At 54.7% G+C, this 15,008-nt stretch carries 13 protein-coding genes and 1 pseudogene; 12 read left to right on the top strand and 2 right to left on the bottom strand.

The annotated features are described in order from the left end of the window. The first annotated feature begins 73 nt into the window (after nucleotides 1-73). From ada to mgtE, 4 genes and pseudogenes are all read left to right on the top strand, one after another. On the top strand, nucleotides 74-1,138 hold the full coding sequence (gene ada / locus HV037_RS08750; protein ID WP_049040858.1) for a bifunctional DNA-binding transcriptional regulator/O6-methylguanine-DNA methyltransferase Ada: 1,065 nt from the start codon (nucleotides 74-76) through the stop codon (nucleotides 1,136-1,138). Continuing rightward, nucleotides 1,138-1,828: pseudogene (gene alkB / locus HV037_RS08755) on the top strand (DNA oxidative demethylase AlkB). The gene ada and the pseudogene alkB overlap by 1 nt, the downstream one beginning before the upstream one ends. Nucleotides 1,829-1,863: 35 nt before the next feature. Beyond that, complete coding sequence (locus HV037_RS08760) at nucleotides 1,864-3,507, top strand: multidrug ABC transporter permease/ATP-binding protein (RefSeq protein ID WP_016157011.1); 1,644 nt, start codon at nucleotides 1,864-1,866, stop codon at nucleotides 3,505-3,507. A gap of 104 nt (nucleotides 3,508-3,611) precedes the next feature. Then, nucleotides 3,612-5,048: a magnesium transporter gene (gene mgtE, locus HV037_RS08765; RefSeq protein ID WP_016153782.1), complete on the top strand. Its 1,437-nt coding sequence runs from the start codon at nucleotides 3,612-3,614 to the stop codon at nucleotides 5,046-5,048. Here the strand turns inward: mgtE and HV037_RS08770 are convergent. Then, entirely contained in the window at nucleotides 5,011-6,258 is a 1,248-nt protein-coding gene (locus HV037_RS08770) for a SulP family inorganic anion transporter (RefSeq protein WP_016157010.1), read from the bottom strand. The two genes, mgtE and HV037_RS08770, sit on opposite strands and share 38 nt — an antisense overlap. A 278-nt stretch (nucleotides 6,259-6,536) precedes the next feature. Here HV037_RS08770 and mqo point away from each other — a divergent pair, with 278 nt between their 5' ends. Beyond that, nucleotides 6,537-8,198: a malate dehydrogenase (quinone) gene (gene mqo / locus HV037_RS08775; protein ID WP_016153779.1), complete on the top strand. Its 1,662-nt coding sequence runs from the start codon at nucleotides 6,537-6,539 to the stop codon at nucleotides 8,196-8,198. A 47-nt stretch (nucleotides 8,199-8,245) separates the two neighbouring features. Here mqo and eco read toward each other — a convergent pair whose 3' ends face one another. Next, nucleotides 8,246-8,743: a serine protease inhibitor ecotin gene (eco, locus tag HV037_RS08780; protein WP_029139607.1), complete on the bottom strand. Its 498-nt coding sequence runs from the start codon at nucleotides 8,741-8,743 to the stop codon at nucleotides 8,246-8,248. Nucleotides 8,744-9,156: 413 nt separating this feature from the next. Here eco and napF point away from each other — a divergent pair, with 413 nt between their 5' ends. Genes napF through napC form a run of 7 tightly spaced genes read left to right on the top strand, consistent with a single transcriptional unit; the run spans nucleotide 9,157 to nucleotide 14,994 of the window. Then, nucleotides 9,157-9,648, top strand: a complete 492-nt coding sequence (napF, locus tag HV037_RS08785) for a ferredoxin-type protein NapF (protein WP_016157008.1) — start codon at nucleotides 9,157-9,159, stop codon at nucleotides 9,646-9,648. After that, nucleotides 9,638-9,901: a chaperone NapD gene (gene napD / locus HV037_RS08790; protein ID WP_016153776.1), complete on the top strand. Its 264-nt coding sequence runs from the start codon at nucleotides 9,638-9,640 to the stop codon at nucleotides 9,899-9,901. Before napF ends, napD begins: the two co-directional genes overlap by 11 nt. Continuing rightward, nucleotides 9,898-12,384 (top strand): nitrate reductase catalytic subunit NapA, encoded by a 2,487-nt coding sequence (gene napA, locus HV037_RS08795; RefSeq protein ID WP_016153775.1) that lies wholly within the window; start codon nucleotides 9,898-9,900, stop codon nucleotides 12,382-12,384. Before napD ends, napA begins: the two co-directional genes overlap by 4 nt. A 6-nt stretch (nucleotides 12,385-12,390) precedes the next feature. Next, nucleotides 12,391-13,086 (top strand): ferredoxin-type protein NapG, encoded by a 696-nt coding sequence (gene napG / locus HV037_RS08800; RefSeq protein WP_016153774.1) that lies wholly within the window; start codon nucleotides 12,391-12,393, stop codon nucleotides 13,084-13,086. Then, nucleotides 13,073-13,936, top strand: a complete 864-nt coding sequence (gene napH / locus HV037_RS08805) for a quinol dehydrogenase ferredoxin subunit NapH (protein ID WP_016153773.1) — start codon at nucleotides 13,073-13,075, stop codon at nucleotides 13,934-13,936. The genes napG and napH overlap by 14 nt, the downstream gene beginning before the upstream one ends. Beyond that, complete coding sequence (gene napB / locus HV037_RS08810; RefSeq protein WP_016153772.1) at nucleotides 13,933-14,382, top strand: nitrate reductase cytochrome c-type subunit; 450 nt, start codon at nucleotides 13,933-13,935, stop codon at nucleotides 14,380-14,382. Before napH ends, napB begins: the two co-directional genes overlap by 4 nt. 9 nt (nucleotides 14,383-14,391) lie before the next feature. After that, on the top strand, nucleotides 14,392-14,994 hold the full coding sequence (gene napC / locus HV037_RS08815) for a cytochrome c-type protein NapC (protein WP_003027548.1): 603 nt from the start codon (nucleotides 14,392-14,394) through the stop codon (nucleotides 14,992-14,994). Nucleotides 14,995-15,008 lie beyond the last annotated feature (14 nt).

The following is a 15,008-nucleotide window of genomic DNA, read 5'->3' on the forward strand; positions in this document are numbered from 1 at the left end:
AGATTGCGGGTTTTTGTATCCGGCTATGGGGACACACTGAGGCTAAGCGCTATGCTTAACAAAGGAGTCCATAATGAAAAATCGTTTACACATAACTGATGATGACCGCTGGCAGTCCGTTGTGGATCGTGACGCCGACGCTGACGGTCAGTTTGTTTTCGCCGTCCAGACTACCGGTATTTTCTGCCGTCCGTCCTGTCGGGCGAAACATGCCCTGCGCAAAAATGTCAGTTTCTTTGCCGATGCCCGGCAGGCGCTGGCCGCCGGTTTTCGTCCCTGTAAACGTTGTCAGCCGGATAAAGACAGCGCCCACCAGCATCGGCTGGAGAAAATAGCCCACGCCTGCCAGTTGCTGGAGCAGGAATCTCCCCTCACGCTGGACGAGCTGGCGCAGCAGGTGGCGATGAGCCCGTATCACTTACATCGCCTGTTCAAAGCCACAACGGGCATGACCCCCAAAGCGTGGCAGCAGTCCTGGCGAGCCCGCCGTCTGCGCGATGCCCTCGCGAAAGGCGTTCCGGTAACGCAGGCAATTCTCAACGCCGGATTTCCCGACAGCAGCAGCTACTACCGAAAAGCGGATCAGACGTTAGGCATGACCGCAAAGCAATTTCGTAAAGGTGGTGACAACGTTTCTGTACGCTATACCCTGGCAGATTGCACTCTGGGTCGCTGTCTGGTGGCGGAAAGCGAACGTGGTATCTGCGCGATCTTACTTGGTGATGATGACGCTACGTTGGTTGCGGATCTGCATGAGCTGTTTCCCGCCGCTCAGGATGTGCCAGCAGATGCCGATTTTCAGCAGCGCGTGCGCGAAGTGATCGCCGCAATCAATGCGCGTGACGCGCCGTTATCGCTGCCGCTGGATATCCGGGGAACCGCATTTCAGCAGCAGGTGTGGCAGGCGTTGCGCGCAATTCCGTGCGGCGAAACGATGAGCTACCAGCAACTGGCCAGCGCCATTGGCAAACCGAAGGCGGTGCGTGCGGTGGCCAGCGCCTGTGGGGCGAATAAACTGGCAATCGTCATCCCGTGTCACCGGGTGATCCGCGGCGATGGCGCGCTTTCGGGCTACCGGTGGGGCATTGCGCGCAAAGCACAGTTACTGCAACGTGAAACGACTGGCGAGGAAACATAATGCTCGATCTCTTTGCGGATGCGAAACCCTGGCAGGAGCCGCTGGCGTCAGGCGCGGTTATTCTGCGACGCTTCGCTTTTGACTGCGCACCGTCTCTGCTGCAGGCGATAGCGGCTATCGCCAGACAGTCGCCGTTTCGCCAGATGGTGACGCCCGGCGGCTACACGATGTCGGTGGCAATGACCAACTGCGGTCGTCTGGGCTGGACGACCGATCAACATGGTTACCTTTATTCTCCTTTTGATCCGCTAACCGGCGCGCACTGGCCGCCGCTGCCGGATGCATTCGCTGACCTGTGCCAACAGGCAGCGACGGCGGCGGGCTATGCTGATTTTCAACCCGATGCCTGTCTGATTAACCGCTACACGCCAGGGGCAAAGCTGTCCTTACATCAGGATAAAGACGAACCCGACCTGCGGGCGCCGATTGTCTCGGTGTCGCTAGGATTGCCGGCCATCTTTCAATTTGGCGGCTTGCGCCGTAATGATCCCTTAAAGCGTTTGCTGCTGGAACATGGCGATGTGGTGGTGTGGGGCGGTACTTCACGGCTGTTTTATCATGGGATCCAGCCGCTTAAGACGGGGTATCATCCGTTGACTGGAGACTGTCGCTACAATCTGACGTTTCGTCAGGCGGGTAAAAAAGAATAAAAATAAGAATTATTATTGCTGTCAGCGAAGAGATGTTTAAACTGCGGGCTGTTATTACTTGTCCGGGTTGTTCGCATGGAACTTTTACTTCTTGTCTGGCGGCAGTATCGCTGGCCATTTATCAGCGTCATGGCGCTCAGCCTCGCCAGCGCTGCGTTGGGGATTGGGCTGATTGCGTTTATCAACCAGCGTCTGATTGAAACGGTCGACACCACGCTGATGGTGCTGCCGGAGTTTCTTGGCCTGTTGCTGCTATTGATGGTTGTCACTCTCGGCTCTCAGCTGGCGTTGACCACGCTCGGCCACCACTTTGTCTACCGCCTGCGTAGCGAATTTATCAAACGTATTCTGGATACCCACGTCGAGCGTATTGAACAGCTTGGCAGCGCCTCGTTGCTGGCCGGTTTAACCAGCGACATTCGCAACATCACCATCGCCTTTGTTCGTCTGCCTGAGCTGGTGCAGGGGATTATCCTGACCATCGGATCGGCGGCGTATCTGGCGATGCTGTCGACCAAAATGCTGCTGGTGACGGCTATCTGGATGGCAATCACCATCTGGGGGGGATTTGTGCTGGTGGCGCGGGTGTATAAGCACATGGCTACCCTGCGCGAAACGGAAGACAAGTTGTACAACGATTATCAGACGGTGCTGGAAGGGCGCAAAGAGCTGACGCTCAACCGCGAGCGCGCCGAGCATATCTTTAATCAGATGTACGTCCCGGATGCCAAAGAGTACCGTCACCATATTATTCGCGCCGATACCTTCCACCTGAGCGCGGTCAACTGGTCAAACATTATGATGCTGGGCGCCATTGGCCTGGTGTTCTGGATGGCGAATAGTCTGGGCTGGGCGGATACCGCCGTGGCGGCGACTTACTCACTGACGCTGTTATTCCTGCGTACGCCGCTGCTCTCTGCCGTTGGCGCGCTACCGACCCTGCTCACTGCGCAGGTGGCTTTCAACAAGCTGAATAAATTCGCACTGGCACCTTTTAAGGCCGAATTCCCGCGGCCAACCGCTTTTCCAAACTGGCAAACGCTGGAACTGCGTAACGTGGTTTTCCACTATCAGGATAATGCCTTTTCCGTAGGGCCGGTCAATCTGACGATTCATCGCGGTGAACTGATCTTCCTGATTGGCGGCAACGGCAGCGGGAAATCTACGCTGGCGATGTTACTGACCGGGCTATACCAGCCGCAGTCAGGTGAAATTTTGCTTGATGGTAAGGCCGTGGCCGTTGAAAAGCCGGAAGATTATCGCAAGCTGTTCTCCGCCGTGTTTACCGATGTCTGGCTGTTCGACAAACTGCTGGGGCCGGAAGGTAAAGAAGCCAATCCGCAGCTGGTAGCGAAGTGGCTGGAACATCTAAAGATGGGTCACAAGCTGGAGATGAACGATGGCCGCATCCTCAATCTGAAGCTGTCGAAAGGGCAGAAGAAACGCGTGGCGCTGCTGCTGGCTCTGGCGGAGGAGCGCGACATCATTCTGCTGGATGAATGGGCTGCCGATCAGGATCCCCATTTCCGTCGTGAGTTCTATCAGGTCCTGTTACCGCTGATGCAAGAAATGGGTAAAACTATCTTCGCCATTAGCCATGACGATCACTATTTTATTCACGCCGATCGTCTGCTGGAAATGCGTAACGGACAGTTGAGTGAACTGCTGGGCGATGAGCGTGATGCCGCCTCGCGTGACGCGGTGGCCCGCACTGCGTGATCCCACATGCCGCCGGTTTTTATCCACCCGGCGGCACTGTTTATTGTTATTTACATAAAACGGCATCATGATTAATGATATTTCATATCATGGATTTATGATTAATGCCTGTAACAAACAAAAACAGCGCCAGACTGCGTGATGAAGAGCGTGCGCGTCTTATCTGGCTGCTGACCACTGATAAAGCCGTTGTTTCAACGCTATTGGGCAAGCTTACCCTGGCTGAGCAATATGATGTCGGCACGTTAGCCGACGATATTGCTGAGGTAGGGGCGCTGGTTGCCCACCTGCCGCCGCCCGATCTGGCGGATACCCTCGAAGCATTACCTTCTGAAGAGCGTCACGCCCTGTGGCGGCTGGTCGAAAGTGAAAAGCGCGGTAACGTCCTGCTTGAGGCGTCTGAAAACGTCTGGGACGACCTGATCGATGAGATGAGCGATCGTGAGCTGCTGGATGCGTTGCAATACCTTGATATCGACGAACAGATTTATCTGGTTCAGCATCTCCCTCGTAACCTCACGGGTCGACTGTTGGCGACGTTACCGGCCGAGGAGCGGGCGCGCGTCCGCCAGGTGCTGCACTACGAGAAGAATCGCGTCGGTGCGATTATGGAGTTCGAAGTTATCACCGTGCGTCCGGACGTGACGCTGGAAGTGGTGCAACGCTACCTGCGGCGGCTGGGAAAAATGCCGGAGAACACCGATAAACTCTTCGTGACCGACCGCAATAAAGTGCTGGTCGGGGAACTGACGCTCACCTGTATTCTGCTCAATGACGTGCAGCGAAAAGTCAGCGAGGTGATGGAAGATGATCCGCTCACCTTTTCTCCGGAAGATATCGCCGAACACGCCGCGCGAACCTTTGAACGTGACGACCTGGTCAGTGCCGCGGTCGTTGACTCTTCAGGTAAACTGATGGGCCGTTTAACCATCGATGAGATCGTCGATGTGGTCTATGAAGAAACCGATACCGATCTGCGTCGAATGGGCGGCTTAAGCGCCGGAGAGGATGTGTTTGCCCCCGTCACGAAAGCGGTAAAAACCCGCTGGGCGTGGTTGGCCGTTAACCTTTGTACCGCCTTTATCGCTTCGCGAGTGATCGACGGCTTTGAACATACAATTTCGCAACTGGTCGCGCTGGCCTCGCTGATGCCGATTGTGGCGGGGATCGGCGGCAACACCGGGAATCAAACCATCACCATGATTGTTCGCGCGCTGGCGCTACAAAATATTCAGCCGGGAAACCTGACGTTTTTGATCCTGCGCGAAATGGGCGTGGCGTTGATTAATGGCCTCGTGTGGGGCGGAATTATGGGCGGCATTACCTGGTGGCTGTACGATGACATGGCGCTCGGCGGCGTGATGACCCTGGCGATGATGCTCAATTTGCTGATGGCGGCGTTGATGGGCGTTATTATTCCGATGACGATGGTGAAGCTCGGGCGCGACCCGGCGGTCGGCTCGAGCGTCATGATTACGGCAATCACCGATACCGGTGGTTTCTTTATTTTTCTCGGTCTGGCAACGCTGTTTCTGATGTAGCCGCACGTTTGCCTCTGACGATACGCGGCAGAATGAGCATCGTCATCACCCCGGCAACCACGCCAAGCGCCAGGTTGCCGGTTGACACCGTTGCCGCGACGGTCATTAGCATCACCAGCGTTTCAGTAACGGGGAGTTGCCGCAACGTAGCGGGCTGGATGCTGTGCCAACTGAAGGTTTTCACCGCTACAATCACCATAATTCCCGCCAGCACCGACATGGGGATTTTCGCCATTACTTCGCTTAACCCAGTGACCAGCAACAACAGCACCAGCCCGGCGGCGACCGTCGAGATGCGGCTGCGTCCTTTGCCCATCTCGACGTTAACGATGGTTTGACCAATCATCGCACACCCGGCGATGCCGCCATAAAAACCGGCCAGAATATTGGCTATCCCCAACCCGGCGCTCTCGCGATTCTTATTCGACGGCGTAGCCGTCAGGTCATCCACCAGACGGGCGGTTAACAGCGACTCCATTAATCCGACAAAAGCGATGCTCAGCGCGCAGGGCCAGATAATCGCCAGCGTTTGCAGGTTGAGCGGTACCAATAACTGCGTGAATCCCGGCAGGCCGCCGCGCATTGAACCTTCGTCACCGACGGTCGGTAATAGTTGTCCGCTGGTGACAGTGAACACCGTCAGCAGCACGATGGCGATAAGCGGCGCGGGGATCGTTTTAATAAAACGCGGAACCCACAGCACAATCAACAGGGTCAGGACAAACAGCCCCCAGATTAGCGGGCTTTTACCCCAGAAATGCGGGACCTGGGCAAAGAAAATCAAAATACCCAGCGCGTTCACAAAACCGGTCATGACGGCTGTAGGAATGAATCGCATCAGACGCGCCATCCCCAATACGCCAAACAGGATCTGAATAATCCCGGCCAGCACCACCGCAGGCAGGATGTACTGGACGCCGTGTTGATGCACCATCGGGCCAATCACCAGCGCGACCGATCCTGCCGCTGCGGTAACCATTGCCGGACGGCCACCTAAAAATGACATTGCCAGGCACAGTACGACTGAGGCTATCAGGCTGACTTTAGGATCGACGCCGGCGATAACGGAAAAAGAGATCACTTCCGGGATCAGCGCCAGGGCGGTTACCACACCGGCCAGCGTTTCGCGAACCAGTAAACGGGGTTGGCGCAGCACTGCGCGCGTCGCGTGCTCCGCTACTGCGACAGAGGAGGGTTGAGTTGCAGACATCGTTACTCTTAGGTCAAAAATGGCCCGGTAAAGCAGACCGACAGGCATCCGTGCGGTGAATAGCAAAGCGCAGCATAGTACCTGTCTGACGGACCGGTTTCCAGAAATGATTGTCAATAACCGTATAAACTATCAACGTATTAATAACATTTTTAAAAATTAAATATAATTTATAAACAATATTTAAATATTTTTACTTAAGTGTTACCGTTGATACCGCTCGATTTTCACCTGCATTAAAAGCAAAAAAGCGATACTAAAAGTAAGGCATTAACATTATGAAAAAAGTGACTGCCATGCTCTTCACCATGGCCGTTGGGCTGAATGTTGTCTCGATGGCGGCAAAAGCGAAAGCGGCGGAAGAGCAGGAAACGGATGTACTGTTGATTGGCGGCGGCATCATGAGCGCCACGCTGGGAACCTATTTACAGGAGCTGGAACCGCAATGGTCAATGACCATGGTTGAGCGACTGGATGGTGTAGCGCAGGAAAGCTCAAACGGCTGGAATAACGCCGGAACAGGCCACTCCGCACTGATGGAGCTGAACTACACGCCTAAAAAGGCCGACGGTAGCATCAGCATTGAAAAGGCAGTCGAAATCAACGAAGCCTTCCAGATCTCCCGCCAGTTTTGGGCCTATCAGGTCAATAATGGCGTAATGCATGAACCACGCTCATTTATCACCACCGTTCCGCACATGAGTTTTGTCTGGGGTGACGAGAACGTGAACTTCCTGCGTGCCCGTTACACCGCACTGCAGCAGAGCACGTTATTCCGTGGCATGCGTTATTCCGAAGATCACGCGCAGATTAAAGAGTGGGCGCCGCTGGTCATGGAAGGCCGCGATCCGAAGCAGAAAGTCGCGGCAACGCGTACCGAGATTGGTACTGACGTAAACTACGGCGAAATCACGCGCCAGCTGATTGCCTCGTTGCAGAAAAAGCCCAACTTTGCGCTGCAGCTGAGTACCGAAGTGCGTGGCTTTAAACGCAATGCCGACAATAGCTGGACCGTCACGGTCGCCGATCTGAAAAATAACGAAGCGGAACACGATATCAAGGCGAAGTTTGTCTTTATCGGTGCCGGTGGCGCTGCGCTGAAGCTGTTGCAGGAAACCGACATTCCGGAAGCGAAAGGTTATGCCGGATTCCCGGTTGGCGGGCAGTTCCTGGTTGCGGATAATCCGGACGTGGTGAATCGCCACCTGGCGAAAGTGTACGGCCAGGCCTCCGTTGGCGCGCCGCCGATGTCCGTGCCGCACATCGATACCCGTATCCTTGATGGCAAACGCGTCGTACTGTTTGGGCCATTCGCGACATTCTCCACCAAGTTCCTGAAAAACGGTTCATTGTGGGATCTGCTCAGCTCGACCACCACCTCGAACTTTATGCCGATGGTCAACGTGGGTCTGGATAACTTCGATCTGGTGAAATATCTGGTAAGCCAGGTGATGCTCAGCGATGACGACCGTTTTGCCGCGCTGCAAGAGTACTATCCGCAGGCGAAAAAAGAAGACTGGCGTTTATGGCAGGCGGGCCAGCGTGTGCAGATCATTAAAAGTGATGCGGAGAAGGGCGGTGTGCTGCGTCTGGGTACCGAAGTCGTCAGCGATAAAGAGGGCACCATTGCCGCGCTGCTGGGCGCTTCTCCGGGTGCATCAACCGCGGCGCCGATTATGCTGCATCTGATGGAAAAAGTGTTTAAAGATAAAGTGGCCAGCCCTGAGTGGCAGGCGAAACTGAAAACCATTATTCCGTCTTATGGTACCAAGCTGAACGGTAACGTTGAGGCTACGGAACAAGAGCTGCAATACACCAGTGACGTTCTGGGGCTGAAATATGACAAGCCGCAGGCTGCTGATGAAGCGCCGAAACCTCAGCTGAAACCTCAGGCGCAACCGCAGCCTGAGCAGAAAGCTGTAGCGGATATCGCACTGTAAATAAAATGCCGGATAAGGCGGTACGCCGCCCTCCGGCACATTCTTACTTATCGCGCGACTGCGTCCTGAATCTTCTCTTCCGCTTTCCAGATACGGTATTTCACTTCCACGTTCTCCGGCGTATAGACCACAATCGGTAACTTGCTGTTGTAGCGCAGCATGCCGTCATCACCCAGATACGCGGTAATAAATTTCTTCTCTTTCTTACCGTCCGGGCAGGCCATCATGGTTGAAACCGGAGACGTCACTTTGTCGAAGACATAGTAGTCATATCCCCAACCTTCCAGCGTTTTGCTGTCCAGTTCTCCGCCCAGGCGGTGTTGGTTGCAGTCAACTTCCAGCGTTTGTCCGATAAGCAGTTCTACTTTCAGAGTAGATTCATCTTTCTCAGGAGTAAGCTGGATAACCTGGCGCTTCATACCCTTTTCCGCCTTAGGATAAGGGGCGACTTTTTCCAGCGGCTGAGCGCCGGCATCGTTACTGGCAGCCCATGCAGAGGCGCTGGCAAAGGCGGCGAAAAGTACGGCAGGGACAATTGTTTTCATCTTATTGTTCACAGTGTTTCCTTTCTTCTGTCTTATGAACGAGTCTGGGGCAGGTTAACATATTTACATAATCGATTAATCTGGATTTACTTATATTTTAAGTGTATTTGGTAGAAGTCTGCTTTCATGCTAGCGATATATTCTAAGAATAATCTTAATTATAAAATCATTCTCTTTTTGAGTGGTTCGCTATATACAGTGTTATATAACTCATTGAAATGTGAGCAAAAGCGCATTTTTTCCCGCCAACTCAACACTCCTTTGATCCGGCAACAGCATTTACCCCGATTGGGGTATGCACCTCTAACACATCCTGAAATATCTTACGACTAAAAATAACTACTCATAAATAGTGCAGTTTTTTATGTCGTTCAACCCGCCAGGGAAGGGCGTCATTATGGAAGGACAATGTCATGGTTGATTTATCCCGTCGAGGCATGTTGACAGGCAGTTGGCGAAATGCCAACTCAGGGATCCGTCCGCCCTGGAGCAAGGAAGACTCTCACTTTCTGGCCCATTGCCTTCGTTGTGACGCCTGCATCCAGGCGTGTGAAACCGACATCCTGCAGCGAGGCCAGGGCGGTTACCCAAGCGTAAATTTCAAACACGGCGAGTGTAGCTTTTGCTATGCCTGCGCAGAGGCCTGTTCTGAATCCCTTTTTCTTCCGCGCCACACCAGGGCATGGGATCTGAATTTTACGATTGGGGAAAACTGTCTCGCACATCAGTCCGTTGAATGTCATCGCTGTCAGGATAGCTGTGAACCCATGGCTATAACCTTTCGTCCCACGCTGTCCGGCATTTATCAGCCGCAGCTCGACAATCAGGACTGTAACGGATGTGGCGCATGTGTCGCTATCTGCCCGGTATCAGCCATTAACGCGGAGTACAACCATGGACAATAACTGGCAGGTCTGCAGCCTGGTCGTTCAGGCCAAAAGTCAGCATATCAATGATATCGCCACGCAGTTGCGTTCGTTCCCAGGTTGCGAAGTTGCACTCAGCGATGTGGAAAGCGGTCAACTGATCGTGGTGGTGGAAGCTGAGCACAGCGAAACGTTAATGAAAACTATTGAGTCAGTGCGCAACGTTGCGGGCGTGCTGGCGGTGTCGCTGGTTTATCACCAGCAGGATGAGCAAGGTGAGGAAACACCATGAAACTCAGTCGTCGTAGCTTTATGAAAGCTAACGCCGTTGCGGCCGCTGCGGCGGCTGCCGGGTTAAGCGTGCCGGGCGTAGCCCGTGCGGTAGTCGGTCAGCAAGAAGCCATCAAATGGGACAAAGCCCCGTGCCGTTTTTGCGGGACGGGCTGTGGCGTATTGGTCGGGACGCAGCAAGGGCGTGTTGTGGCATGCCAGGGCGATCCGGATGCGCCGGTTAACCGTGGGCTTAACTGCATCAAAGGTTACTTCCTGCCGAAAATCATGTACGGAAAAGACCGTTTAACGCAGCCGATGCTGCGCATGAAGGACGGTAAGTATCACAAAGAAGGCGAGTTCACCCCGATTAGCTGGGACCAGGCCTTTGACGTGATGGAAGAGAAATTCAAAACGTCCCTGAAAGAGAAAGGCCCGGAGTCTATCGGTATGTTCGGCTCGGGTCAGTGGACGATTTGGGAAGGTTATGCCGCTGCCAAATTGTTTAAGGCGGGTTTCCGTTCGAATAACATCGACCCGAACGCGCGTCACTGCATGGCGTCAGCGGTAGTCGGCTTTATGCGTACCTTCGGTATGGATGAACCTATGGGCTGCTATGACGATATCGAGCATGCAGATGCTTTCGTCCTGTGGGGCGCGAATATGGCGGAGATGCACCCGATCCTGTGGTCGCGCATCACCAACCGTCGTCTGTCCGATCCCAATGTTAATGTCGCGGTGCTCTCCACCTTCCAGCACCGCAGCTTTGAGCTGGCGGATAACGGCATGGTCTTCACGCCGCAAACCGATCTGGTGATCCTCAACTACATCGCTAACTACATCATTCAAAACAACGCGATCAACCAGGATTTCTTTAGCAAGCACGTTAATCTGCGTAAAGGCGTGACGGACATTGGCTACGGCCTGCGTCCAACCCATCCGCTGGAAAAAGCGGCGAAAAACCCGGGATCCGATGCCTCTGAGCCGATGAGCTTTGAGGATTACAAAGCCTTTGTTGCCGAGTACACGCTGGATAAAACCGCCGAAATGACCGGCGTACCGAAAGATCAGCTGGAACAGCTGGCGCAGCTGTATGCCGATCCGAAGAAAAAAGTCATCTCCTACTGGACGATGGGCTTCAACCAGCATACCCGCGGCGTGTGGGCCAACAACCTGGTCTATAACCTGCACCTGTTGACCGGTAAAATCTCCCAGCCAGGCTGCGGTCCGTTCTCTTTGACCGGTCAGCCTTCCGCCTGCGGTACCGCGCGTGAAGTCGGTACGTTCTCCCACCGTCTGCCTGCGGACATGGTGGTTACGAACGAAAAACACCGCGATATCTGCGAGAAGCACTGGAATATTCCGGCGGGGACCATTCCGGCAAAAATCGGTCTGCATGCCGTGGCACAAGACCGTGCGCTGAAAGATGGCAAGCTCAATGTCTACTGGGCGATGTGTACCAACAACATGCAGGCCGGTCCGAACATCAACGAAGAGCGTATGCCGGGCTGGCGCGATCCGCGCAACTTCATCATCGTCTCCGATCCGTACCCGACGGTCAGCGCTCTGTCGGCCGACCTGATCCTGCCGACCGCGATGTGGGTAGAGAAAGAAGGTGCTTACGGTAACGCGGAACGTCGTACACAGTTCTGGCGTCAGCAGATTAAAGCGCCGGGTGAATCGAAATCGGATCTGTGGCAACTGGTGCAGTTCTCTCGTCGCTTCAAAACAGAAGAAGTGTGGCCGGAAGCGCTGTTGGCACAGAAACCGGAACTGCGCGGCAAAACGCTGTATGACGTCCTGTTTGCCACGCCTGCAGTGACGAAATTCCCGGTGGCTGAACTGGCTGAAGATCAGCTGAACGATGAATCCCGCGAGCTGGGCTTCTATCTGCAAAAAGGACTGTTCGAAGAGTACGCCTGGTTTGGTCGCGGTCACGGGCATGACCTTGCGCCATTTGACGATTACCACAAAGCGCGCGGTTTACGCTGGCCGGTCGTTGAGGGCAAAGAGACCCAGTGGCGCTACAGCGAAGGCAACGACCCTTACGTGAAAGCGGGCGAAAGCTACAAGTTCTACGGTAAGCCGGACGGCAAAGCGGTCATCTTCGCGCTGCCATTTGAACCTGCCGCAGAAGCGCCGGATAAAGAGTACGACCTGTGGCTGTCTACCGGACGTGTGCTGGAGCACTGGCATACCGGCAGCATGACGCGTCGCGTACCTGAGCTGCACCGTGCTTTCCCGGAAGCTGTGCTGTTTATCCATCCGCTGGATGCAAAAGCACGCGATCTGCGCCGTGGCGACAAAGTCAAAGTGGTTTCCCGTCGTGGTGAAGTTATCTCGATAGTTGAAACGCGCGGGCGTAACCGTCCACCGCAGGGGCTGGTCTACATGCCGTTCTTCGACGCCGCACAGCTGGTGAACAACCTGACGCTGGATGCGACGGATCCGCTCTCCAAAGAGACGGATTTCAAGAAGTGCGCTGTGAAACTGGCGAAGGTGTAACGCGTTATGTCCCGGTCAGCAAAACCCCAAAATGGCCGCCGCCGCTTTCTGCGCGATATGGTTCGCGCAGCGGGCGGACTGGCCGTCGTTGGCGTGGCGCTGGGGTTGCAACAGCAAACCGCACGTGCAACCGGCGTGCGGCTACGCCCGCCAGGCGCACTGAGCGAGGAGGCATTCGCTAGTGCCTGCGTGCGCTGTGGTCAGTGCGTTCAGGCCTGCCCGTATGACACGCTGAAGCTGGCGACGCTGGCCTCAGGGCTGGCTGCCGGTACGCCGTATTTTGTCGCGCGTGATATTCCCTGCGAAATGTGTGAAGACATTCCGTGCGCCAAAGTTTGCCCCAGCGGCGCGTTGGACAGGGACATTGAATCTATTGACGATTCACGCATGGGGCTGGCGGTACTGCTGGATCACGAAAACTGCCTCAACTATCAGGGATTACGCTGCGACGTTTGCTATCGCGAATGCCCGAAAATCGATGAGGCTATCACCCTGGAGCTGGACCGCAACATGCGTACCGGCAAGCATGCGCGGTTTATTCCGACCGTACACAGCGATGCCTGCACCGGCTGCGGGAAATGCGAAAAAGTCTGCGTCCTGGAGCAGCCAGCAATAAAAGTGCTGCCCCTGTCGCTGGCGAAAGGGGAGTTAGGACACCATTACCGCTTCGGTTGGCTGGAGGGGAACAATGGCAAATCGTAAACGTGACGCCGGGCGTGAAGCGCAGGCAAAAAAAGGATGGTGGAAGAGTCATCGCTGGCTGGTGCTGCGTCGTCTGAGCCAGTTTCTGATACTGGCGATGTTCCTTAGCGGCCCGTGGCTTGGCGTCTGGATCCTGCATGGCAATTACAGTAGCAGCCTGTTGCTGGACTCCATCCCGTTCACCGATCCGTTGATTACCCTGCAAAGCCTGGCCAGCGGGCACCTGCCGGCGACGGTTGCGTTAACGGGGGCTGTCATCATCACGGTGCTGTATGCCCTGGCGGGTAAGCGACTGTTTTGCAGTTGGGTTTGTCCCATGAACCCTGTCACCGATTTAGCCAGTTGGTTGCGCAGAAGGTTTGACCTGAATCAGTCTGCAACCCTGCCGCGCCATATACGGTACGTCCTGCTGGTGGTTATCCTGGTCGGTTCCGCCGTGACCGGTACGCTGCTGTGGGAGTGGATAAACCCAGTCTCTCTGCTCGGACGGAGCCTGGTCATGGGATTTGGCAGCGGAGCGCTGCTGATCCTCGCGCTGTTTTTATTTGATCTACTGGTCGTTGAGCATGGCTGGTGCGGGCATCTTTGCCCACTGGGTGCGCTGTATAGCGTGGTGGGGAGTAAAGGTGCATTAACCGTTTCGGCAAAAGAACGTAACAGATGTAACCGCTGTATGGATTGTTTTCATGTTTGCCCGGAACCGCATGTGCTACGTGCGCCGGTGCTGGATGAGCAAAGTCCGGTGCAGGTAACCAGCCGCGATTGCATGGCCTGCGGTCGCTGTGTGGATGTCTGTTCTGAGGATGTTTTTACAATAACAACACGATGGAGTTCGGGAGCGAAATCATGAAAAGCCATGACCTGATTAAAGCGCTGAGTCAATGGACGGCTGCGCTGGCCCTGGTAGTCAGTGGGGCCGTTTGGGCTGCAAACGGAGTGGATCTGAGTCAGTCACCGGAAGTCTCAGGGACACAAGAAGGGGCGATTCGCATGCCGAAAGAGCAAGTGCGTATGCCGCTGAACTATGTGAATCAGCCGCCGATGGTTCCGCACAGCGTTGAAGGGTATCAGGTGACGACTAACACTAACCGCTGCCTGCAATGTCACGGTGTGGAAAGCTATCGCACCACCGGTGCGCCGCGCATCAGTCCGACGCACTTTATGGACAGCGACGGTAAGGTATTGGCTGAAGTCGCGCCGCGTCGTTATTTCTGCCTGCAATGTCACGTTCCGCAGGCTGACGCCGCGCCAATTGTTGAAAATACCTTCACCCCCTCGAAAGGTTACGGGAAATAAGAGGTCATTATGGAAAATTCTAACCGTAAACCAGGCTGGATTAAGCGCGTCTGGCAATGGTGGCGTCGCCCCAGCCGTCTGGCGCTCGGCACGCTGTTGTTAATCGGCTTTGTGGGCGGCATTATTTTCTGGGGCGGCTTTAATACCGGTATGGAAAAGGCCAATACAGAAGAGTTCTGCATTAGCTGTCACGAAATGCGCAATACGGTGTACCAGGAATACATGGAAACCGTACACTACAACAACCGTAGTGGTGTGCGAGCGACTTGCCCTGATTGCCACGTCCCACATGAGTGGGGGCCGAAAATGATTCGTAAGATCAAGGCCAGTAAAGAGCTGTACGCGAAAGCACTGGGGCTGATAGATACACCGCAGAAATTTGAAGACCATCGTTTAACGATGGCGCAAAATGAGTGGCGGCGTATGAAAGATAACAATTCGCAAGAGTGTCGAAACTGTCACAACTTCGAGTTTATGGATTTAACCGCCCAGAAAGGCGTTGCGGCCAAAATGCACGACCAGGCCGTGAAAGACGGGCAAACCTGTATTGACTGTCATAAAGGGATAGCGCACAAACTGCCTGATATGCGCGAAGTCAAACCGGGATTTTAACAGGATGTAGATAA

Origin of the sequence: Citrobacter sp. RHBSTW-00017, assembly GCF_013797615.1 — a bacterium.
Lineage (GTDB): Bacteria > Pseudomonadota > Gammaproteobacteria > Enterobacterales > Enterobacteriaceae > Citrobacter > Citrobacter braakii.